Source organism: Oscillatoria sp. CS-180 (genome assembly GCF_028330965.1).
Lineage (GTDB): Bacteria > Cyanobacteriota > Cyanobacteriia > Phormidesmidales > Phormidesmidaceae > Halomicronema.
Genome location: NZ_JAQMUB010000091.1, coordinates 20,494 through 41,836 on the forward strand (window position 1 = coordinate 20,494; position 21,343 = coordinate 41,836).

Sequence of the window (21,343 nt, forward strand, 5' to 3'; positions counted from 1 at the left end):
TTCACCACATTAACGAAGAAATCTGGTGAATTATGGGTAATTTGGAACTGAGCGCTTCTTCCAAGGAAATCCTTGGACGCCTTGAAACCATTGATTTACAGGGACGGGACTGGCGCGATTCGAACGCGCGACCTACCGCTTAGGAGGCGGTTGCTCTATCCAGCTGAGCTACAGCCCCAGAGACTCTACCCACTATATCTTGACCACTGGGAGGACTCAACCGGCGATCGCTGTTCCCTTAGAGATCAAGAAACCCCCACAGAGCCTCGATAGATGCGCTCACATTGCTCACGGGGCAGGCGCGTCACCCCAGGCAGGTGGCTTTGAGGAGCAACATAAGGTTCTTGGAAGGCATTCTTGCTGGTCTTTACACCATTAGGTGGGCAAAAGGCGTGATGTTCAGAGTCGTAAGTTAAGACCTCACCCGTCTCAATTTTGTAAACCCAGGCATGAATAGAAAGATCACCTCTGTAGAGTTTGGAGCGAATAACCGGGTAGGTTCTTAGGTTTTCAATCTGGGTTAGAACATTCTCTGCAACCAGCGCATCGATCATTTCCTTCTTGTCTAAATGACCGTAGTTGTCGTTGACCAATTTACGAGTGGCTTCAGCAAGGCGCAGCCATTCATAGACCAAAGGCATTTTTTCTTCTAATTCCCCCAACTGCAGCAGTCCCTTCATAGCACCACACTGACTATGCCCACAGACAATCACCTGCTGAATGTCAAGCGCCTCGATCGCATATTCAATGGTCGCCCCCTCGCCTCCGTTACTTGCTTCGAAGGGAGGCACAATATTGCCCGCGTTGCGAATAATAAACAAATCACCAATCTCTGACTGGGTGATAATCTCAGGGCTGACACGAGAGTCAGAGCAGCCGATAAAAAGGACGCGAGGCGATTGTCCTTTGCTCAATTCCTTCATCAAAGCCTGGTGAGAAGGAACATAGCTGCTTTGAAACTGCCGGATACCTTCAATCAGCTTTTGCATAACCGCCCTTCCTGTTGCTCAGAATCTAACTGTAGCTAATGTATCTATTGTTATCTCATATCTTATGAATAATGTGATCAAAGGTTTGCTTATTAGTTAAATTGCTGTAGCTTCTTGACATCGCTTCTTGAATTGTCATGTGGGCTCAAACTCAGAAGCGAGGCAGATTGGCAAATCAGAGATCGCGAGCGTCAATCGCTTTAAGTTGGTGATACAGCATTTCTATGCGAGGAGTTTCGACGCCAACGGCTTGAGCTGCACGTAAGGGATTGCCAACAATGGCTTCAACCTCAAGCGGACGGCCCTCGTCGAAGTCGATTTTCATGCTGGTGCGATAGGGTTTCATCGTTGCGGTATGGGCCAGCATTGTCTCGATGATGTCAGCTGGCAGAGCACGATCGCCCCTGGCAGCATCTTGGACACAGGCATGGGCAGCAGCAACCACCTCCGCCATCAGGTCAGCCGCGAGCTGTCGGGTATTAGAGTGCGCCATCATCGCTTCAGTCGTGGCGTTGAGAATGACCGATAGGCTATTGAAAGGAATGTTCCAAACTAGCTTGCGCCAGCGAGCCAAGTAGAGATCGTCGGTCACATCAACTTTGATGCCGGCCTGAGTAAAGTCCTGGGCGATCGCCGCCAGTGAGGGCGAGATATCAACGGGTAGCTGCTCTGAGCTATAGCTTCCCAGAAGAACGCTGCCGTAATCGATATGGTGAATGTGTCCTGGTCCTACTTTGTTCGAGCAGATGAAACACAGGCCGCCGAAAATTGGGTGATTCGGAGCGATCGCGGCAATGTCAGCCTCAATGTCCAAACCATTTTGCAGCGTCAAAATGACGGTTTCCGGCTTCAGCAGGGGCGGTAATAGGGACGGTAACAGACGGGCATTTTGCGTTGTTTTCAAGGCAATGACAACGACATCTACCTGGGGCATCTCGCTTGCCTGCTGATAAGCCTGCACCTGTGGCAAAGCAAAGTCACCGTTGATTGAATCTACCTTAAGGCCATGCTGGAGCACCTGCGAATAGTCGCTGTGGAGTAAAAAATGAACGCCTAGACCACCGCGCTGGAGGCAAGCGCCATAATAACCCCCAATCGCTCCTGCCCCTATGATGGCGTAGTGTTGGGCAGAGGGATAAGCGTCAGTAGCCATGAGATGCTTTCAACTTCAGCAGTCAGAAATTGCCAGAGCGTTTAGATATAGACTCAACACTTCGTCAGGATTTGCCTTCGCCGTTCTCAGGCGTCGTTGGACTATTCATTAAGTCAATAATGCCTTCAGAGAGGAACTTAGGATCCATGAACAGCACTTTGGAATTCTGACTTTCACCCAGCTTTTGATTGGCTTCCACGTATCGCTGAGCAATCAGGAAGTTCAAAATTTCTCGCGCATCGGATCGTTCCTTCAGCGCCTCAGCCAACAGTTGAATAGACTGCACGGTCCCTTGAGCACGTTTAACGGACGCTTGCTGATCTCCTTCGGCTTCAGTCACAGTGGCACGTCGCTTAATTTCCGCTGCCTGCTGCTGCTGCATCGATTCCAGCAGTTCTTTAGGGGGAACAATGCTTTGAACTTCTACACGGGTAACCTTGACGCCCCACGGTTCTGTTGCTTCGTCTAACTGATCCAGCAGGGCTTGGTTGACTTCATCCCGAGAAGCAAACGTTTTTTCAAACGGCATTTTACCGATTTCCGATCGCAAAGTTGTTGTAACCAACTCCCGAATGGCCGCTTGAATATCCTCAACCTCGTAGTAAGTCCGTTCCAGGTCCAGGATTTTCCAGTACACGACAGCATCCGCATCTAGAGGGACGTTGTCATTAGTGATCACGGGCTGTTTGGGCACATCCAAAAGCCGTTCCCGCATACTTTCTTCCCAGACGATGGTGTCCAAGAAGGGAACGATGAAATTCATCCCTGGTCGTAGCTTTCGATGATAGCGCCCGAGCCGCTCAACCAAAGCTTGATTACCCTGATTTACGATCCGCACTGAACCCACCGTGTAACCGATGATAATCAGCGCCAAAATTACAAAAACTGATGCATTCATTAAGCGCACGCTCCTGCGGGTGCACGAGTTTACCGTAAGTCTAATGCCTTTATCGATAATCGGACTGGAAATTCCAATCGAAAGTCATTTTACGCAAGCAAGGAGAACTTAGGGGAATAGACGAACGGCGGGATCTTCTGCTCCCCTACCGCACCCCAAATCTGGGAAGGCTGGAATTGCTATGTCACAATGGAGGTCATTACGTTTGAGGAGCAAGTAAGTGCTGGAAGCGATGGTTCATGAACAGTTGCGGGCTTTTCTGCGACATCATGGCAATACCGACTGGCCCCACCATCTAACGATGGCACGTCTTGCTGCTCGTGCCCTGCGGTTGGGCCGTAGTTCTCTGATGCAGACAGGAACATCGGCGTTTTATCAGGGGCATTATCGTCTCAGCTATCTCATGTCTTTGCTGATGTGGCCTGAGCCGGCAATTCTCATTTTGCCTGAGACGCTGCAACAGACTGTCCTGTTAGGAGATATTCCTCGTTTACAGGAATGGATGCCTAGCCAAAAGCCTGTTCACTGGGGCGAAGAATGGCCAGGTGAAACATTTCAGGGCTTATTCCTGACTCGTCCTGAGGCTTGGTTACGCGATCGCCTTAATCAGCAGAACCGTTTTCCCGCAGGCATTCCTGTCTTTATTGATGGCGCAGACAGTCTCGAACAGTGGATTCGAGACTGCCTGACTGTCACCCTCGATGCAGATGCCTGGCAAAGCCTCATGCAGGCTTACCCTCAACATCAGGCTCTGGTCCGAGATACACGGGTTCGCCTGACCCACAGCATCTTTCAGCATCCGCCGAATCCCTATCAGTGCCATCTGGTCGAAGACACAGAACGTCAGGCTCTTTTGGCAATTCGTCAGGTACTACTAGACGGGGATGTGGATCAGGCTTCAATGCCAACCCCTTGGAAACAGTTCTGGGCTCAGGTCAATCTTCCCGAATCTCTACAGTGGGTAAGGCTTAACCGAGCCACAGGGCAGTGGACGTTAAACTGTGCTCCGATTGACGTGGCTCCGTTTATTGAAGCATGCTGGCAGCAGCAGCCTCTGGTTCTGATGGGTGGCGCTTTAGACACCACAACAGAGGCCATCCATTACCGACAGCGATTGGGACTCGGCGACATGACTTGCCTGAAGTTTAATCCCGATCGCCAAACAGAGGAAATTCAGCTCTATCTGCCTGATCGCATTCCCTTTCCCAACACCGCAGAGTTTCAGCCAGTTCTCCTGGATGAACTCGCCTATCTTGTAGTTGCCGGGACTAGCAGAGTTGGCTTAACGGTGGTCCTAGTAGACGATACGCCGTTGAAGCAGCAAGTGGCGACAGTACTCGCGTCGCAGTTTGGCTCCCGAGTCCAGGTCGAGACTACGGATTTGACCGAAAATGCGGTGCTGGTTACAGGCTGGCAGTTCTGGCAGGAGTACCAAACCCAACTTCCTATGCCAACACTGTTGGTGATGGCAACGCTACCGCTACCCTCCTTGGAGGATCCGTTAGTGGCGGGTCGCGTGGCTTACTATAAGCGATCGCGACAAGATTGGTTTCGCCTATACCTCTTGCCGACAGCGCTAACAGCCTTACAACGGGCGATCGCGCCTGTGCGGGCCAATCAGGGAACAGTCGCTATCCTAGATAATCGAGTCAATCACCGTAGCTATGGCCGTCAGATACTGGAAGTCCTCGATCCTGCCGTGCGGTTTCATCAGCGACAGCACCTGTGGATTGCCGATCCATCTTCCTTATCTCAAAATCGGCAGCGCTTCTAGGCGCGATCGCTGTAAGGCGATCTCCAGGACAGAATTTACTGCTGGATTGATTTATCCTTTTGCCTTGATCAGTACTCCTCTGTTCAAAGCTTTCTATCGCGGGTTACGGCGTGCTCAGGAACCCACGATATGATCGGCTTACGACTTCGCGGTTGAGTCCAACCCTGAGTCCAGTTGTCACATCTCCAGGGAATTGTTATGGGAGAAGCAAAACGCCGCAAGGAAAAACTAGGAGCCGACTACGGCAAAGAAGATAAGATCTTGCCGTGGGTCCCAATTACGAAGCGTCAGAGTGAGGACTTTGTAAAGTGGACAACTCGTGGAGCTTGGATTGGCATCTTCGCCATGATTTCGCTTTGGGTGACTGTTCGCTTTATCGGTCCTGGTTTTGGTTGGTGGGACGTGTCCGGTTGAAGTGGCACCTCCAAAACCTGTAGTCATCGTTGTTTTGACGGTTTCCGTCCCTCTAGAAACAGCATCAAGAGGGCCGTCAAGAGCATGCCGCCCGCAGCACAAAAGCTGAGTACGAGGCCAAACGGCAGTTCTACCGATTGAAAGGCTATGAATCGGATCGCGACGGGCGTTGCATTTTGCACAGCGACGATCGCGATCGCGACAACCCAAACCGCTGGAATCAGCACTAGAAAAAATCTTTGCATAGTTTAGCTGCCTCGTTCGTCAGTCATCACTCTGCCATTTGTGAAAGAACGCTCTGGTTGGTTCTTGCCTTTCATGACTTCCATTAGGTATGGTAATAGACCGGACGTTTGAAGGAAAAGCATGGCTAAGAGAGTTCAGGTTGTTTTACAAGAAGATATTCGCAAGCTAGGCATTGCTGGAGACTTGGTAGAAGTTGCTCCTGGCTATGCCCGCAACTACTTGTTCCCAAGGGGATTGGCTGTTCGAACCACACCCGGTGTCCTCAAGCAGGTGGAGCGTCGCCGTGAAGAGATTCGTCAGCGTCTTGAGCAGATCAGACAGGACGCCGAATCGATGAAAACAGCCCTAGAAACAATTGGCATGTTTGTCATCAAGAAGCCTGTAGGTGAAGATGACGCTATTTTTGGAACTGTAACTTCTGGTGATGTGGCAGATGCCATCCAAGAAGCGACTCAAAAAGAAGTTGACCGTCGCGACATCTCCGTCCCTGACATCAATAAGCTCGGCGAGTATCGCGTCACCATTAAGCTCCATGCTGAAGTGACCGCTGTGATCAACATTCGAGTTGCGGCTGACTAGAGTCAAGTCGCTTCAACGTCCGGCATTAATGAATAGGTTAGGTCGCCTCTGATAGAGTCTTCGGCCTAGCCTATTTTGTTGTGTTAGCTACAGACAGCTTCTAAGAACGTTGGTCCAGATGGCTAAAGCTATAAAATCCAAGACTCAAAGTCTGTTTCTATCAGGTTTCACTCAGAAACCTCTCATGCAAGATTCCTACAATTTTTCCAACTAAAAAGTATGTCTTTTTGGAGATGTAGTCCCTACAATCTCGGTTAAGGACTGGCTTTTATTATTGCGAAACTTGAAGCTATGAACACAACAGATATCTTGCGGCTTGTGCATCCGGCGATCGCGGTTTTTTATGTGTTTCCGTTGATAGGTATTGCGACTTACTTTGCCCTGCAAACTCGTCAGCGTCGTTTGGCAGCAGCCAACAAAGAAAAGACCAAAATCGCGCCTGTTGTCGGTCAAGAACACGTCAAAATTGGCCGCTTGCTTGCTGCCTCTGTGGTGGGTATATCGCTGTTGGGAATGGCCCATCCTATTCTCAAAACCTTAGTTGGAAACAACGTGTGGGCCGAGAATCCCTTCCAAATTATTTTTATCGGTGCCATGTATGTTTTTACAATCACCACGCTGATATTTCTTTATCAAGCTAAACTTCCTGCTTGGCGAGCGGCATTTGCGACCTTGTCCAGCATGGGAATCATTATTTTGGGTTGCCAGGACGGCATCTTTCGGCGAACCAACGAATGGTTTATATCTCACTACTACTATGGAATTGTCGCCGCCGTTCTGATGGTGATTTCCGTCGCTGTTCTCCCCGAAATCTACAAGTCCAAAGCATGGCGACGCAGCCACATTGCCCTGAATACGATCGCACTGCTGTTGTTTGTCGGCATGGGGATCACAGGGGCCCGTGACCTGCTCGAAATTCCCCTCTCTTGGCAAGAACCGGTTGTTTATCAGTGCGACTTTGTTAACAAAACTTGCGAGTAGAGAGAACTGCATTCCTAGGGAACCTCCTGACTGTCCCAAATGCCTTCTATAGCCGTCACTAGTTCCGGTTAGGAGCAGACGGCGAGCCGTTTGGCGATGCGCTCAGCCGCCTAGACGCTATTGGGTGCACACGCCTAGATGGCTAAAGCTATATAGAATATGGGCATGTTAGAAAAACGACTCCAACATTGGTCTGGGTGGATCTGGCTCATTGCGATCGCACTCGGCTTTCTACTGTTTTGGGGAATCACCTACTTTTGGGCTGAGGGGCTGTGGTTTCGAGACGTCGGCTATAGCAGCGTTTTTCAACTTAGGTTAGTGACTCAGGTTCTGCTCGGCCTCATAGCGGGGGGGTTGAGCATTCTGTTTCTGTGGGTCAACCTAAGGCTGACGACGCGGTTTCCCCCTCCTCCCATCTCTCCAACGGCACTGTCTGCGTCTGATCAGAGATCGCGTTCACCTGGTATCGGACTGTTTTTGCTGCTGGCGTTGAGTAATGGCCTCGCTTTAGTCATCGGCATTCAAATGCTGTATTTGGGGCGGGTGGTTAGCAGCTATTGGTCACTGACATCGTCCGTCTATAACCCAGCACCGCCGCTGCCGTTGTGGGCAAAACCAGATGCGATTCAGGCGGTCTTCGTACAGCTGGTAGCGTATCCGCTCCAACTCGTCGCGCTGCTGTTCGTCGCGATCGCCTTTATCTTTCTACCGCGATTGTGTACGGCGATCGCAGCAGTCTTCACAGGGGTTGCTCTCGGGGTAGTCCTGTCCGAGCAGTGGACAAAAGTTCTGACGGCAATTAATCCCGTTACCTTTGGTTCGACAGATCCACTCTTTGAGCGAGACATTAGCTACTACCTGTTTCGACTGCCCTTTTTAGAAGTTCTAGAGTTTTGGTTCATTAGCCTGATCTTTTTTGCTCTGGCCAGTGTCACGCTGCTATACCTCTTATCAGGCAATAGCTTAAGCAATGGTCGTTTTCCTGGCTTCTCTCCAAAACAGCAGCGACATCTATATGGCTTGAGCGGTGTGCTGTTGCTGGCAACCAGCTTAAATCACTGGTTGGGCCGCTACGAGATTCTCTACTCGCCGCAGGGAGTGGTGTATGGCGCTAGTTACACGGATGTCAACGTGGGCCTACCCGTCTACACCGTTCTCAGTGTTATGGCTTTGCTGCTGGGAATCGCCATGCTGTGGCGTACCTTATATTGGTCTGTTGGCGTCAGAGATGTGTTTGTCTGGATGGGCAAAGTCGGGCAGCGCAAACACGCAGGCCTACCACCGCTGTCCTATCGGCCACTGTCAGCTCGTCCTCTGATTTGGGGTTTAGGGATTTATATCTTGTTGGCAATCGCCGGGGGATTAATCGTACCCCGACTAGTGCAGCAAGTTGTCGTGCAACCCAATGAATTGCAGCGAGAGCGGCCCTATATTGAGCGGGCGATCGCCCTCACGCGACAAGCTTTTGACCTCTATGACATCAATGTACAGCCCTTTGATCCTGAGGGTGACTTGACGATTGATGACCTGCAAAGCAACCGCACCACTTTAGATAATGTGCGCTTGTGGGATACTCGACCTTTGCTGCAAAGCAACCGTCAGCTCCAACAAATTCGGCTTTATTACGAGTTCTCGGACGCTGATGTTGATCGCTATCCCCTCATTCAAGATTCTGGCGAGACATCATTACGACAGGTCCTCATTTCAGCGCGGGAACTCAACTTCGAACGAGTTCCTGAGGTCGCTAAGACGTGGGTCAACGAACATCTCGTCTACACCCACGGTTATGGGTTCACCATGAGTCCGGTCAACACGGCTAATGAAGACGGGCTGCCGTCCTACTTCGTTAAAGATATCGACCATACACCTAGCGACGAGGCTGTCCGCCGCAGCATTCCCATTGATAAACCCCGCATCTATTTTGGCGAATTAACAAACACGTACGTCATGGTGGACACAGACGTACGCGAACTGGATTTTCCCAGTGGTGATGACAACGCCTACAACACCTATGACGGCAGTAGCGGCGTGGCGATCGCTAATCCTTTTCAGCGACTCCTGTTCGCTTGGCATCTCAAAGATTGGAAGATGCTATTCACTGAGGATTTTAATGAAAATACTCGGCTTCTGTTTCGCCGCCGCATTACCGATCGGGTTCAGAGCATTGCTCCCTTCTTGCGATTCGATTCTGATCCCTACTTAGTCATTGCTGATATTGAGGAGGATACACGCAGTTGGGGAACGAACGTTGCCTTCAGGGAAACCATTCCACCCAGTGCAGATGCCAATTATCTCTATTGGGTCATTGATGCCTACACGACGAGCGATCGCTATCCCTACTCGGATCCCCTTAGCAACGACTTCAACTACATCCGCAACTCAGTCAAAGTCGTGATTGATGCCTACAACGGCGCAGTTCGGTTCTATATGACTGATGTGCAAGATCCCATCATTCAAACCTGGGATCGCTTGCTGCCCGGCATGTTTCATCCCATTTCAGAAATGCCCGCAGCGTTGCTAGAGCACATCCGCTACCCCAAAGACTTCTTTCAGGTACAGTCCAATCAGTTGATGACTTACCACATGACAGATCCTCAGGTGTTCTACAACCGGGAAGACCAGTGGCGTGCACCTAATGAGATTTATGCCAACGAGGCTCAAGAGGTACAGCCTTATTACCTCATCATGCGTCTGCCCAACCAGGATCGAGAGGAGTTCATTCAGTTACGTCCTTTCACACCCGCTCAGCGAAACAATCTGGTTGCTTGGCTAGCGGCTAGTTCGGATGGCGATCGCTATGGACAAATGCTGCTCTATCGCTTTCCCAAACAGGTGCTTGTCTTTGGTCCCGAACAAATTGAGGCTCGGATTAATCAAGACCCCGCTATCTCCCAGCGGATTTCCCTCTGGAATACCCAAGGATCCAGAGCGATTCAGGGCAATTTGCTGGTGATTCCCATTGAGCGATCGCTCCTCTATGTCGAACCGCTCTACCTAGAAGCCGAACAGAACAGCCTGCCCATCCTAGCCCGCGTGATTCTTGTTTATCGCAACCGCATCGTTATGGCAGAAACTTTGGCTGATGCGCTTTCCGCCATCTTCCAAGGTGAACGCGAAACTGCTCCGCCAGTGATTCGGGATTTGGAAGCAGACGTACAGTCTCTAGATGACCTGCTCCCTAACCTCATCGAAAACCCTGAAGGCGAAACCCCTGCTGCTGCTGAAGACAACCCTGGATAACAGTCTTGCTATCCTAAATGACAGACCACTAGGGTTAAGACAAAACACAATTGATCGACCCACACGATGCAGGGGCACACACTGTATGCCCCTGTGCAAATTGCAGTGGGCTGTGTAAGACTAGGCAACTTCGCTGTAGATGGCGTCTTTGTCCAAATTCTCGCGGCGCAACTCGTCAAAATCCACAGCATCCTTGTCAAGGTTTTCACGGCGCAACTCGTCGAAATCAACACCTTTAGCTAGAACCTCGTACACGGCATCTTTATCGAGGTTCTCCCGGCGCAGCTCGTCAAAGTCCACCGCATCCTTGTCAAGGTTTTCGCGACGCAACTCGTCGAAATCAACGCCTTTAGCTAGGACCTCGTAGACTACATCTTTGTCTAAGTTCTCCCGGCGCAGTTCATCAAAATCGACAGCATCCTTGTCGAGGTTTTCGCGGCGCAGTTCGTCAAAGTCAATGCCCTTAACTTGAATTTCGTACACGGCATCTTTGTCGAGGTTCTCGCGACGCAACTCGTCAAAATCCACAGCATCCTTATCAAGGTTTTCGCGGCGCAGTTCGTCAAAGTCAACCGCTGCATTAGCGGTAGGAGCAATTGCGATCGCGGAAGCAGAAATCGTCAAAGCGGTCAAAGCAAGTGCAAAGCGTTTCATGGTTAGAACTCCTTTCAGCCTTAGTTGACTGATTCATCTTGAGTTCTATAGTGCTCTGAGGTTCTGAGAAGGTGCTGACCCGAAAATAAGCGAAGGTTAATCGCTTCCTGAGAAAACTGAGGGGTAGGGATTGGGCTTTTGGGGGACATTGCCCCCTACGCGCACAGCAAACAGCTCGATCTTGGATGTTGGGGACAGCTAGCTAGTGGTGAGAACTGTCTTCACCCAGGATTTTGAGGCAGTCTTGAGCGATCGCCCATTCCTCATGGGTGTGGATGACAAAAACACGCACCTGCGATTCTAGGGTGGCGATGTCTTGGTCGGTTTTACTCCGGTGGAGCGTCTCCTCGTTCAGAGACAGTTCTAAAAAGTCCCAGTTCTGACAGGTAGCCTGCCAGATGTCAGGACTGTTCTCACCGATACCTGCGGTGAAGACAAGGGCATCCAGCCCACCTAAGTTACCGAGCATCGCGCCGATGTTACGACGCAGGCTATGGATGAACATGTCGTAGGCGAGTTGAGCGCGATCGCTGCCACTGTCTGCGGCTTCTCGCACTTGTCGCATATCGTTAGAGACACCGGAGATACCTTTGAGTCCAGAGGCTTTGTTCAGCAGCGTATCTAATTCGTCCGCGCTGAGATGGTCGTGACGAGCCAAGTAGATCACGATGCCCGGATCGACAGATCCCGAGCGGCTACCCATCATCAAGCCGTCCAGAGGCGTAAATCCCATTGTCGTATCAGCGCTAACGCCATTGCGAACTGCGGCTAAAGAGCATCCGTTGCCCAAATGGCAGGTGATGATTTTTAGATCTGCTAGGTCTCGGTGCATCAGTTCAGCAGCTCGCTGAGCCACGTAGCGATGACTAATACCGTGGAAACCATAACGCTGAATGCCCTGCTTAACCCAGTCATAGGGACCGGGATAGGTGCTGGCAGCGGCAGGCATCTGGGAATGAAACGCTGTGTCGAAGACCGCCACTTGAGAGACTAATGGCAAGATCGCTTCCATCGCCTCAATCCCTTGTAGGTTTGCTGGATTATGGGACGGAGCTAGGGGAAAAAGCTGTTTGATAGCTTCCTTAACGGCAGGGGTGATCTGAGTACTTTGCTGATAGTCCCGGCCACCATGCACGACCCGATGCCCGATCGCCTGAATCTCGCTGAGGTCCTGCAAAATCTGCACTGGACTATCCACGAGCGTGTCCAGCATCCAGCGAATACCTTCGGTCTTGTCTTGGGTTTCTAGAGTCGCTTGGTGTTCCCGGCCATCGGCTGCCTCGGCCTCTAATTCAACTGCGCCAGCGCGATGGGTCCAGTCAAGCTGCGATCGCCAAAGCGGCTCCTGCCCTACCGAAAAATCGAACAGGGCAGCCTTATGACTACTCGAACCGGCATTCAGAACGAGAATTTTCATATCACCCTCTTAGTATTCACGTCTCCACCTATCTGCTTGTCTCCGGTATTTCGGCTTTAGTGCACTGCGGCAGAAATAGGTTCACCATTCAAACCACTGAGAAAGCCTATCTGCGTTAGTTTTGTAGGGCTTTGCCCTTCCCGGAGGGTATTTTGAATTCCGCGTAGCCGTACTAGGTGCCTGGTCGGGCATTTAATTCGGCAGGCAAATGAGAGCGATCGCCATGCTTGACCAACATAGGACCGTGAATATCGAACCGAACCAGGCTGACGGAGGCAACGGGCATGTCGATGCGATCGCGATAGCGGCCTAAGTCAATCCCCAGTAGGCTACAGAGGATGATGCGAATCGTGGCTTTGTGAGAAACCACAAGGACATTTCCAGACGTATGCTTGTCTTCAATTTCAGCCATGACGAGGGAGGCACGGCTAGCAATCTCGACCGAGGATTCACCACCCGTAGGCGGATTCCAAGCCGGTTCTGTCAACCAGTGAATGTAGTCTTCTTCGTGAGCGGCTCTGACATCGGTGGGCGTTTTACCTTCCCATTCGCCATAGTGGATCTCTCGCAGACCGTCCCGGATTTGCATCTCCATGCCGATGGCATCACAGAGAGGTTTAGCGGTTGCGATCGTGCGTTTCATCGGACTGATATAAATGGCCTGCCAAGGTAAAGACTGATAGTGCTTAGCAAAAGCTTGAGCCATCTCGTGTCCCTCCGGCGTCAGTTCGGGGTCAATCGAACCGCAATATCCTCCGGTTTTGCTGGCTTCGGTCTCACCATGTCGAACCATGTAAACACAAAGGCCCATGAAAATTCTCGATAGAGGACAAAGGGATATAGGAGTCAGAAGTCAGGAATCAGAATGGATAGCTTTAGCTCTCTAGGTTAGTGCACCCAATAGCATCCGAGTGCTGAGCGCATCGCCAGAGAGGGCTTGCCGTCTTGTCCTGACGAAACAGGCGACGGTCATAGCAAACAGGTGCGTGGCGACGCAATGTATCGCGTCGTCACCAGGAGTTATATCGTGTTCTGTCTCTAGATTCTGTATCTAGGTGATTACGGTAGGAGCGTCGCGTCCAGTCAGCTCTTTGATCTGGGCGATTTCATCGGCAATGCGAATCAAATCGGCTAGAGCGGCTTGCGTATCTTGATCATGCTTGCTGGTGTCCGCCTCGTACCGCTCCACATACAGTCGTAGGGTAGCCCCTTGAGTGCCCGTCCCAGAGAGGCGATAGACAATTCGAGATCCATCGGTGAAGCCGATGCGAATGCCTTGCTTCGAGGCAACACTGCCATCTACGGGATCGGTGTAAGTGAAATCGTCGGCGTAAGCAACCTCATAGCCACCAAAGGTCTTCCCTTTGAGGCTGCCAACAGCGGAGCGCAGATTTTCCATCAGCGTGGTGGCGGGTGCTTTGTCGACCGCCTCATAGTCATGGCGAGAATAGAAGTTGCGCCCGTAAGTAGCCCAGTGCTCTTTAACAATTTCTTCAACAGATTGTTTTTTAACTGCTAGGATATTGAGCCAAAAGAGCACTGCCCAAAGACCGTCTTTTTCACGAATGTGATTAGAACCAGTGCCGAAGCTTTCCTCTCCACACAGGGTCGCTTTGCCAGCATCGAGCAGATTGCCGAAGAATTTCCAGCCAGTCGGCGTTTCATAGCACTCAACCCCCAGCTTTTCAGCCACTCGATCCGGAGCTTGACTTGTGGGCATGGAACGAGCAATTCCAGCCAAGCCGTCGCGATAGCCAGGCACCAACGTGGCATTTGCGGCTAGAACAGCCAGACTGTCGCTAGGGGTAACGAAGAAATTGTCGCCCAAGATCATGTTGCGATCGCCATCCCCATCAGAAGCCGCTCCAAAATCGGGAGCACCCTCTTGAAACATGACGTCCACCAGGGTTTTGGCATAGACCAAGTTAGGGTCAGGATGACCACCACCGAAATCTTCTAGCGGTTCACCATTTTGCACGGTGCCCCCAGGCGCATTGAGGCGACGCTCAAAGATAGCCTTGGCGTAGGGACCTGTAACGGCATGCAGAGAATCCATGCACATGCGGAAAGAACCATTGCTCACAAGCTGCTGAATTTGCCCAAAATCAAACAGGGTTTCCATCTGAGCAGCATAATCAGCCACGCAGTCAATCACCTCGACGGTCATGTTGCCGAGCTGAGTGGTACCGATGCGGTCAAGATTGATGTCTGAGGCATCGATGATCTTATATTCGTCAATGGTTTTGCTGCGATCGTAAATGGCGCTGGTCACTTTTTCCGGTGCGGGTCCACCATTGCCAATGTTGTACTTCACCCCAAAGTCCTCATCGGGACCGCCAGGGTTGTGACTAGCAGACAGAATAATGCCCCCGAAAGCATCATTTTTGCGAATGACACAGGAAGCGGCTGGTGTGGAAAGAATACCGCCCTGTCCCACCAGTACTTTTCCAAAACCATTGGCTGCCGCCATTTTCAGGATAATCTGAATAGCCTCTCGGTTGTAATAACGACCATCGCCACCTAACACGAGCGTCTGGTTCTGAATCCCTTCAAGACTGTCAAAAATAGACTGAACAAAGTTCTGTAGATAGTTGGGTTGCTGGAAGGTAGGAACCTTTTTACGCAAGCCAGACGTCCCTGGCTTCTGGTCAGAATAGGGTTGTGTGCTAACCGTTTGCACTGTTGTCATACAATCTCCCGTATCGCAGCTGTAGGTGGTGGTCAGGGGCTAAGTCACAGCCTGTTGCCAATGCCTGAACTCAAAGATAGCCTCCGTTGGCAATTGCATTATGGAATAGGGCTGTGATCAGCGCAATCTATTGAAAGACTGGCATGGAAGGGCGATCGCTCACGCCTCCCAATCAAGCTTACTGAAGTGCCTTATCTTATCCGCAAGCTTTACCCTATCAAGACACACGGCCAACCGGACACACTTCACCAGCCAGTATGGGCGACCAACCCTAAGACCTCGTTAAGTCCACCCCGTCTGGGGTGCTGGCTACCGTCTGCCATTCGCCACAGGGTAGAATCGGACTGGCTTTAGCGGGAAGAGGGCAAAACGTTGAAAACGCGCGTCATTTTGGTGAGACACGGTCAGAGTACGTACAACCTCAAAAAGTTGATTCAGGGGCAGCTTGACCTCTCCGTACTCACAGATTTTGGCATTGAACAGGCAAAGCAGGTCGGACAAACACTGACGGGAATTCCCTTTGATCATATCTACGCCAGCCCCCTCAAACGAGCCTATAAGACGGCAGAGACAATCGTTGAGGTGCTTCGCACAGAAATCCCAGACACCCCTCTCCCAGAAGCCATCGATATGATCAAAGAAATTGACCTGCCCCTGTGGGAAGGTCTTTCTTTTGATCAGGTGAAGGCCAAATATCCTGAGATGCACGTTCTTTGGCGCAATGATCCCTCAAACTGCAAGATGACGTTAGAGGATGGCACTGAGTTTTATCCGGTGCGATCGCTCTACGATCGCGCTACTCAATTCTGGCAAACGACCCTCCCTAAACATGTCGGTCAAACGCTGCTGGTCGTCGGCCACAGCGCCATCAACCGAGCCCTCATTGCCACCGCCCTGGGCCGAGGGGTGGCAATTCACGAACAGCTAGGACAGGCCAACTGTGCCATCAGCGTGTTGAATTTCACTGGGGAACTGGGCGCAGGTGTGCAGGTTGAATCGATGAATCTGACCACCCACATGGGTGAACCATTACCTGAAATGCGATCGCGCTACAAGGGTCCTCGGATGCTACTGGTCCGACATGGCGAAACTGAGTGGAATCGGCAAAAGCGCTTTCAGGGACAGATTGACATTCCCCTCAACGACAACGGCAAGCGGCAGGGAGGACAGGCTGCTGAATTCTTGAAAGACGTGACGATTGATGCTGCCGTCTCCAGTTCCCTTTCTCGTCCCAAAGAAACAGCGGAAATCATCTTGCAGCATCATCCCAATGTTGTACTAGAGACGACCGATGGCCTGAAGGAAATTGGTCACGGTGAATGGGAGGGACTGTATGAGCATGAGATCGAGTCCGGCTATCCTGGCATGTTGAAACAGTGGCAAGACACACCCAAAACGGTTCAGATGCCAGGAGCGGGAGGTGAAAATTTGGCTCAGGTTTGGGAGCGGGCGATCGCTGCTTGGAACGCCATTGTTGCTCAATACAGTGGCACTGGAGCACCCATCACTGTTCTGGTCTCCGCCCACGATGCCGTGAACAAGGCTATCCTGTGTCACATTGTCGGACTAGGACCAGAATCCTTCTGGAATTTCAAGCAAGGCAACGGAGCCGTCAGCGTTATCGACTATCCCGATGGGGTCGAAAGCCGTCCAGTGTTGACCGCCGCCAACATCACCATCCATTTATCCGGCAGTATTTTTGACAAAACTGCTGCCGGCGCACTGTAGGCAAAGATGACAAGCACCCTACTGCGACAAGTCCGCATCGTTGATCCTGGTTTACAGATTGACCAGATTGCGGATGTGCTGATGGTGGACGGCAAATTTCAGGCGATCGCCCCTACCCTTGCCGATCCACCCGAAGAGACCCAAGTTATTGATGGCACGGGTAAACTCCTCGCGCCAGGACTCATTGATCTCTATAGCAACAGCAGCGAGCCGGGCAACGAGTCGCGGGAATCGCTAGCAGATTTGATGGCGGGGGCGATCGCAGGCGGCTTTACTCGCGTCGGTATCCTACCCACCACTCTGCCCCCGCTGGATACGCCGGGAGCCATTCACCATTTCGTGACTCTGGCTCAACAGTCCGTCACGCCACGTCCCCAATTGCTGCCTTGGGCGGCGTTGACGCAAGGGACAAAAGGCGAGCAGATGACGGAGCTAGCAGAACTGGCAGCATCCAATATTCCCCTAGCCGGCTTTGCCAACGGACAGCCGATTAGTCATCCGGTCTTGCTGCGTCGGCTGTTGGAATATGCGAAACCACTAAATCAACCCGTTGCGCTTTGGCCCTGCGATCTCGCTTTAGTTGGCAACGGCATTGCCCGCGACGGTTCTCTAGCGCTGATGGGAGGCCTTGCCGGAATTCCTGTTGCTGCCGAGACCGCCGCACTAGCTTTAATTGTGGAACTGGTGCAAGAAATTGGGACTCCTGTTCACTTGATGCGCTTGTCCACTGCCCGCAGCGTTCAATTAATAGAGCGGACCAAAGCGGAAAAGCTACCTATCACCGCCAGCACGACGTGGATGCATTTAATGTTGTCCACTTCGGACACTCTAAGCTACGATCCCAACCTCCGCCTCTCGCCCCCCTTAGGCAATCCTGAAGACCAGGCCGCGCTGATTGCGGGTATCAAAGCCGGTGTGGTTGAGGCGATCGCGGTTGATCACAGTCCCTACACCTACGAAGAGAAAACTGTTGCTTTCGAGGATGCTCCTCCTGGTGCGATCGGCTTAGCTTTGGCATTCCCTACTCTGTGGCAGAGGTTTGTCGCCTCCGGTGAATGGACCGCCACAGAACTTTTGGCACCTCTCACCACCCACCCCGCTAGCTGCCTCAGACAAAACGCTGGCAAAATCGCTGTCGGCAATCCGGTCGAAGCCCTTCTATTTAATCCCCAAGCTGAATGGACAATCGAACGAGAAACAGTGCGATCGCCCGCCCAAAACACCCCTTTCCTACACCAACACCTGCAAGGCAAAGTCACTCAAGTTTGGACCCAACACTCGTATTGATTCTGTAAATGTGCTTTAGTAAAGCCGTCGCCAGTTCCGTTAAGACAAGACGAGTATAAATCTTTGATTGCGAAGGAAATGATCGCAATTGCAAAGTCTACTGTTGAGGCTTTTTAAACGTTTTGCTTAAGAAAAAAAACGGGCTGACAATGCTGTAAATATAAAGGGTGATTTCGCTGGCAGTTACGGTATCGGTCCAGGCTTGTTTACCGTGCTTCAAAACGCTCCAAATAATTTTACGAATGTCATTCAAGGCATATAAAATCACCATTTGAGGACGCTTGAGTGGACTAACGCTGAGCATTCTTGTGCGATGACGACTCAGGCCAATGCCGCGCATCAAGCTAATGAGATAGGGCCGTGTCAGACGATGAGCCGGGATTTGGTGTTCCAAACACATTGCGGGGTTGTACCAAATCTCCCAGCCTGCTTGTTGGATGTGAAGGACAGCTTCCAAGTCTTCCCCAGTTAGCATACTCTTTTGAGTTCTGCCACCGAGTACGAGTTTTTTAGACAGATGGCTTGACCAAGCCTCTCGTCGAACAACCATGCCAGCGCCAGGTGGAAGCACCTTCTTTTCAGGTGCATAAATCCGGGGGGAATCACCTCGATCAGTTAAGGCTAAAAAAGGTGCAATTCGCTCAAAACTGGCTGGAGTTGCACCGTCAAAACGACCTCGAATGCGACTACCAATAACGCCTGCTTGCGGATGATTTTTCAAAAAACGATGGGCTTCGTTCACCCAAGTCATGGCGGGAATGGTATCGTCATCTAAAAACCCAATGAGGGGACTTTTAGCCAGACGAACGGCCTTTCGACGAGCATAAGCAGCTCCTTGTTCAGTTTCGAGAGCATATTTCAAAATAGGCCAGTCTTTCTGATAGTCCTTGATGACCTCAACTGTATTGTCGGTACTATTGTTATCTACAACAATGATTTCCCAACGAAGGTCTTTGGGAATTAGTTGCCACTTCAAAGAATCAAGCACCTGGGTGATGCGATCGCCACCGTTGTAGGTCGGAATGGCAACAGTGAAGTCGAGCTGCTCATTTGCCAAAGTCATACAGCTGGTCCTTATGCAAAACTTTTCAATGGTTATATGGCCGTCCCAGATAACTCTAGGCGTGAGAAGGCTTTCTGAATCAGGTTTGCCTAGGAAAACCTGATTAAAATCCAAATAGGACCGCTATAGCTTTAGCCCTCTAGGCCACGGCATCCAACAGTATTCGGGGCTAAACACATCGCCAGACGATTCACCGTCTTGACCCAACGAAACTAGCAGCGGCTATAAAACGAATGCATAAAAGTTGACTACTCAACCAAAATAGTCAACTTTTCAACAAGATAGCGGTGTTTAGTTTAAGGGTTCACGATGACATTACGTTAAGACTGAACGCAATTGTTTTAGTCAAAGTTAACGAGAAACAATTCCTATTCGTTTTCTGTGTAAATTATCCAAAAACAGTACGTTATTGGGTTTAGTGGTTACACTCAAAAATTGATATCTTCTTTTAGAAAAAGTGCAGCATTCTAGCGTTTATTCGGAGTTCGGGGATCTCAGGAAAGAACGTATCGCTGGCAGGGCGTCATTAGCGCAGTGTAATGCACCACATCCAGGTATCTTTAATTGTCAGAAATCTTCTTAGTTCTGCAAAGCTTGATTGATCCATAAAACACGTACTTGTGAGCCTGCTTCAATTTCGGTAACGCCAATAGGGACCACGGCAAGTCCTTGGGTGCCTGTAATGTTAATCAAGTTGCCAGAGCTGTGGCTTCCCTGAGCGAGGCTAAATTCCAGTCCTGATGGCGTTGTGTGGAGTTGTCCCCAAAGGTAAGTCTCGCGCTTTCCCCCCGCTTTGAGGACTTGATGCGATCGCGCCGTCAAAAACGTGGCAGACCAGTTGTCAACTCGACCTGACAGCTTACGCAGAGCCGGGGCGACAAACCGCCAAAAACTTACCAGGGCCGAAACCGGATTGCCTGGTAATCCAAAGTAGAGCAGCGGGGGCACTCGCTTGGGAAAAGTGGCAACGGTCAAGGGCTTACCTGGCTTGACAGCAACAGACTGGATGTGGATTGCGGCCCCCAGTTCTTGAAGAATGGTATCAACATAGTCGTAATCCCCGACAGAAACGCCACCGGAAGACAACACCATATCAGCTTCTTCGACAGCTGTTTTGATAGCCTGCTTCAGCTGCGTGGGATCATCAGACACAATACCTTGACAGAGTGGTATTGCCCCCATTTGCTGGACTAATGAAGCCAGAGCATATTGGTTGGAATCCACAATCTGTCCCGGCTGTAAAGGCTCATTGGGCGTCACCAATTCATTGCCTGTCGATAGGATCGCCACTCGTGGACGTCGATAGACCTGCACCTCTGAGCGTTGAGCGGCAGCCAGAACAGCGACTTCTGGGGGAGTCACTTCGTTACCAACAGACAATAGACGATCGCCCTCTTTGACAAATGTACCCCTCTCACGAATAAAGGCTTTAAGCCCCGGCGGCGAGAGGATTTGAATGCGATCGCCTTCCCGCTGGGTGTTTTCCTGAATCACGATAGTGTTGGCCCCAGTGGGCACCATCGCCCCGGTCAAAATACGGGCAGCTTGACCCGGCTCTACGGTTTTTTGCGGTGGTTTTCCGGCTGGAATGTCTTCAACGACGGTCAGCTCGACGGGAGTAGTTTCGGACGCAGTGCTGACATCTTCGTAGCGAACGGCATAGCCATCCATAGCTGAGTTATCCCAATGCGGGAAATCCAAAGGGCTAATAACCGACTCGGATAGAATCCGGCCCGTGGCTTGCAGCAGAGAGACCGTCTCACAATCACGACGAGAGTCGAGTGGCACAACCAGATCCAAAATCTGAGCTTCGGCAGTGTCAGCAGGAATCATAACTACCCATCCAATTTCCCATTCGTCATCGTAGCAGCGGTTTCCCCTAAAGCGGAGAGTGCTAGCACACACTGACTGTGGTTTAGGAGACGTTTACGACGGGAATTGCGAGCTGTGTCACTTTCACACAGAGCTGGATATGGCTAGGCCAACCCGGTTGACGTAGCCAAACGCGATCGCTTTTGCAGACCGTTACCAAGAAATCGGGTACGTGAGAGGGCTGTTGCTTGAGACGCACTGTTATCCCCGGACGCAGAAGCAATGAAGGCATGATCAACCTCGGCTTTAGACCCTTTAGAGACAATTTTAGCATTCGATATAGTCCTTTTGTACTATAGCCGTTACCAGTTTCGCTGAGACAAAATGGCGAGCTATCAGCAATGCATTCGGCACTCGGG

18 protein-coding genes and 1 tRNA gene are annotated in these 21,343 nt (G+C 51.1%); 7 read left to right on the plus strand and 12 right to left on the minus strand.

Annotated elements, in window-relative coordinates; genetic code table 11:
- Positions 1–104: 104 nt before the first annotated feature.
- From PN498_RS24020 to PN498_RS24035, 4 genes are all read right to left on the minus strand, one after another.
- Positions 105–178 (minus strand) — tRNA-Arg (locus PN498_RS24020).
- Between the two features lie 67 nt (positions 179–245).
- Positions 246–989 carry a carbonic anhydrase gene (locus PN498_RS24025; protein ID WP_272065968.1) on the minus strand — a complete coding sequence of 248 codons (744 nt, stop codon included), beginning with the start codon at positions 987–989 and terminating at the stop codon, positions 246–248.
- Positions 990–1,164: 175 nt separating this feature from the next.
- Positions 1,165–2,142 (minus strand): putative 2-dehydropantoate 2-reductase, encoded by a 978-nt coding sequence (locus PN498_RS24030; protein WP_272065969.1) that lies wholly within the window; start codon positions 2,140–2,142, stop codon positions 1,165–1,167.
- A 64-nt stretch (positions 2,143–2,206) separates the two neighbouring features.
- On the minus strand, positions 2,207–3,040 hold the full coding sequence (locus PN498_RS24035) for an SPFH domain-containing protein (protein ID WP_272065970.1): 834 nt from the start codon (positions 3,038–3,040) through the stop codon (positions 2,207–2,209).
- 220 nt (positions 3,041–3,260) lie between these two features.
- Here PN498_RS24035 and PN498_RS24040 point away from each other — a divergent pair, with 220 nt between their 5' ends.
- Entirely contained in the window at positions 3,261–4,814 is a 1,554-nt protein-coding gene (locus tag PN498_RS24040; RefSeq protein WP_272065971.1) for a helicase C-terminal domain-containing protein, read from the plus strand.
- 198 nt (positions 4,815–5,012) lie between these two features.
- Positions 5,013–5,228: a DUF2839 domain-containing protein gene (locus PN498_RS24045; protein WP_272065972.1), complete on the plus strand. Its 216-nt coding sequence runs from the start codon at positions 5,013–5,015 to the stop codon at positions 5,226–5,228.
- Positions 5,229–5,251: 23 nt separating this feature from the next.
- On the opposite strand, the gene PN498_RS24050 is transcribed toward PN498_RS24045, so the two are convergent.
- Complete coding sequence (locus tag PN498_RS24050) at positions 5,252–5,473, minus strand: lipopolysaccharide assembly protein LapA domain-containing protein (RefSeq protein WP_272065973.1); 222 nt, start codon at positions 5,471–5,473, stop codon at positions 5,252–5,254.
- Positions 5,474–5,594: 121 nt separating this feature from the next.
- Between PN498_RS24050 and rplI the strand changes: the two genes are divergently transcribed.
- From rplI to PN498_RS24065, 3 genes are all read left to right on the plus strand, one after another.
- Positions 5,595–6,053, plus strand: coding sequence for a 50S ribosomal protein L9 (gene rplI, locus PN498_RS24055; RefSeq protein ID WP_272065974.1), 459 nt, complete (start codon positions 5,595–5,597; stop codon positions 6,051–6,053).
- A 291-nt stretch (positions 6,054–6,344) separates the two neighbouring features.
- The gene (locus tag PN498_RS24060) at positions 6,345–7,034 is read left to right on the plus strand and encodes a DUF4079 domain-containing protein (protein WP_272065975.1); all 690 of its coding nucleotides are present in this window, start codon (positions 6,345–6,347) and stop codon (positions 7,032–7,034) included.
- A gap of 159 nt (positions 7,035–7,193) precedes the next feature.
- Positions 7,194–10,274, plus strand: coding sequence for a UPF0182 family protein (locus PN498_RS24065; RefSeq protein WP_272065976.1), 3,081 nt, complete (start codon positions 7,194–7,196; stop codon positions 10,272–10,274).
- Positions 10,275–10,394: 120 nt separating this feature from the next.
- Here the strand turns inward: PN498_RS24065 and PN498_RS24070 are convergent, their stop codons facing one another.
- The 4 genes from PN498_RS24070 to PN498_RS24085 all read right to left on the minus strand — a co-directional run bounded on the left by PN498_RS24070 (position 10,395) and on the right by PN498_RS24085 (position 15,034).
- Entirely contained in the window at positions 10,395–10,928 is a 534-nt protein-coding gene (locus tag PN498_RS24070; RefSeq protein WP_272065977.1) for a hypothetical protein, read from the minus strand.
- Between the two features lie 202 nt (positions 10,929–11,130).
- Positions 11,131–12,345, minus strand: a complete 1,215-nt coding sequence (locus PN498_RS24075; protein ID WP_272065978.1) for an acetate/propionate family kinase — start codon at positions 12,343–12,345, stop codon at positions 11,131–11,133.
- A 172-nt stretch (positions 12,346–12,517) separates the two neighbouring features.
- On the minus strand, positions 12,518–13,156 hold the full coding sequence (locus PN498_RS24080; RefSeq protein ID WP_272065979.1) for a histidine phosphatase family protein: 639 nt from the start codon (positions 13,154–13,156) through the stop codon (positions 12,518–12,520).
- Between the two features lie 240 nt (positions 13,157–13,396).
- Positions 13,397–15,034, minus strand: coding sequence for an alpha-D-glucose phosphate-specific phosphoglucomutase (locus PN498_RS24085; RefSeq protein ID WP_272065980.1), 1,638 nt, complete (start codon positions 15,032–15,034; stop codon positions 13,397–13,399).
- A gap of 372 nt (positions 15,035–15,406) precedes the next feature.
- Between PN498_RS24085 and PN498_RS24090 the strand changes: the two genes are divergently transcribed.
- Positions 15,407–16,762 carry a histidine phosphatase family protein gene (locus tag PN498_RS24090; RefSeq protein ID WP_272065981.1) on the plus strand — a complete coding sequence of 452 codons (1,356 nt, stop codon included), beginning with the start codon at positions 15,407–15,409 and terminating at the stop codon, positions 16,760–16,762.
- Positions 16,763–16,768: 6 nt separating this feature from the next.
- Complete coding sequence (locus PN498_RS24095; RefSeq protein ID WP_272065982.1) at positions 16,769–18,049, plus strand: dihydroorotase; 1,281 nt, start codon at positions 16,769–16,771, stop codon at positions 18,047–18,049.
- A 97-nt stretch (positions 18,050–18,146) separates the two neighbouring features.
- On the opposite strand, the gene hpsE is transcribed toward PN498_RS24095, so the two are convergent.
- The 3 genes from hpsE to PN498_RS24110 form a co-directional block, all read right to left on the minus strand.
- A complete protein-coding gene (hpsE, locus tag PN498_RS24100; RefSeq protein WP_272065983.1) occupies positions 18,147–19,112 on the minus strand; it encodes a hormogonium polysaccharide biosynthesis glycosyltransferase HpsE in 966 nt (321 codons plus the stop codon).
- A 579-nt stretch (positions 19,113–19,691) separates the two neighbouring features.
- Positions 19,692–20,945, minus strand: coding sequence for a molybdopterin molybdotransferase MoeA (locus PN498_RS24105; protein WP_272065984.1), 1,254 nt, complete (start codon positions 20,943–20,945; stop codon positions 19,692–19,694).
- Between the two features lie 82 nt (positions 20,946–21,027).
- Positions 21,028–21,216: a hypothetical protein gene (locus PN498_RS24110; RefSeq protein WP_272065985.1), complete on the minus strand. Its 189-nt coding sequence runs from the start codon at positions 21,214–21,216 to the stop codon at positions 21,028–21,030.
- Between the last annotated feature and the right edge of the window lie 127 nt (positions 21,217–21,343).

Excerpts from the sequence above, each read along its gene's own strand:
- PN498_RS24025 (WP_272065968.1), bottom strand. The coding sequence starts at position 989 with ATGCAAAAGCTGATTGAAGGTATCCGGCAGTTTCAAAGCAGCTATGTT.
- PN498_RS24030 (WP_272065969.1), bottom strand. The coding sequence starts at position 2,142 with ATGGCTACTGACGCTTATCCCTCTGCCCAACACTACGCCATCATAGGG.
- PN498_RS24035 (WP_272065970.1), bottom strand. The coding sequence starts at position 3,040 with ATGAATGCATCAGTTTTTGTAATTTTGGCGCTGATTATCATCGGTTAC.
- PN498_RS24045 (WP_272065972.1), top strand. The coding sequence starts at position 5,013 with ATGGGAGAAGCAAAACGCCGCAAGGAAAAACTAGGAGCCGACTACGGC.
- PN498_RS24050 (WP_272065973.1), bottom strand. The coding sequence starts at position 5,473 with ATGCAAAGATTTTTTCTAGTGCTGATTCCAGCGGTTTGGGTTGTCGCG.
- rplI (WP_272065974.1), top strand. The coding sequence starts at position 5,595 with ATGGCTAAGAGAGTTCAGGTTGTTTTACAAGAAGATATTCGCAAGCTA.
- PN498_RS24060 (WP_272065975.1), top strand. The coding sequence starts at position 6,345 with ATGAACACAACAGATATCTTGCGGCTTGTGCATCCGGCGATCGCGGTT.
- PN498_RS24065 (WP_272065976.1), top strand. The coding sequence starts at position 7,194 with ATGGGCATGTTAGAAAAACGACTCCAACATTGGTCTGGGTGGATCTGG.
- PN498_RS24070 (WP_272065977.1), bottom strand. The coding sequence starts at position 10,928 with ATGAAACGCTTTGCACTTGCTTTGACCGCTTTGACGATTTCTGCTTCC.
- PN498_RS24075 (WP_272065978.1), bottom strand. The coding sequence starts at position 12,345 with ATGAAAATTCTCGTTCTGAATGCCGGTTCGAGTAGTCATAAGGCTGCC.
- PN498_RS24080 (WP_272065979.1), bottom strand. The coding sequence starts at position 13,156 with ATGGGCCTTTGTGTTTACATGGTTCGACATGGTGAGACCGAAGCCAGC.
- PN498_RS24085 (WP_272065980.1), bottom strand. The coding sequence starts at position 15,034 with ATGACAACAGTGCAAACGGTTAGCACACAACCCTATTCTGACCAGAAG.
- PN498_RS24095 (WP_272065982.1), top strand. The coding sequence starts at position 16,769 with ATGACAAGCACCCTACTGCGACAAGTCCGCATCGTTGATCCTGGTTTA.
- hpsE (WP_272065983.1), bottom strand. The coding sequence starts at position 19,112 with ATGACTTTGGCAAATGAGCAGCTCGACTTCACTGTTGCCATTCCGACC.
- PN498_RS24105 (WP_272065984.1), bottom strand. The coding sequence starts at position 20,945 with ATGATTCCTGCTGACACTGCCGAAGCTCAGATTTTGGATCTGGTTGTG.
- PN498_RS24110 (WP_272065985.1), bottom strand. The coding sequence starts at position 21,216 with ATGCCTTCATTGCTTCTGCGTCCGGGGATAACAGTGCGTCTCAAGCAA.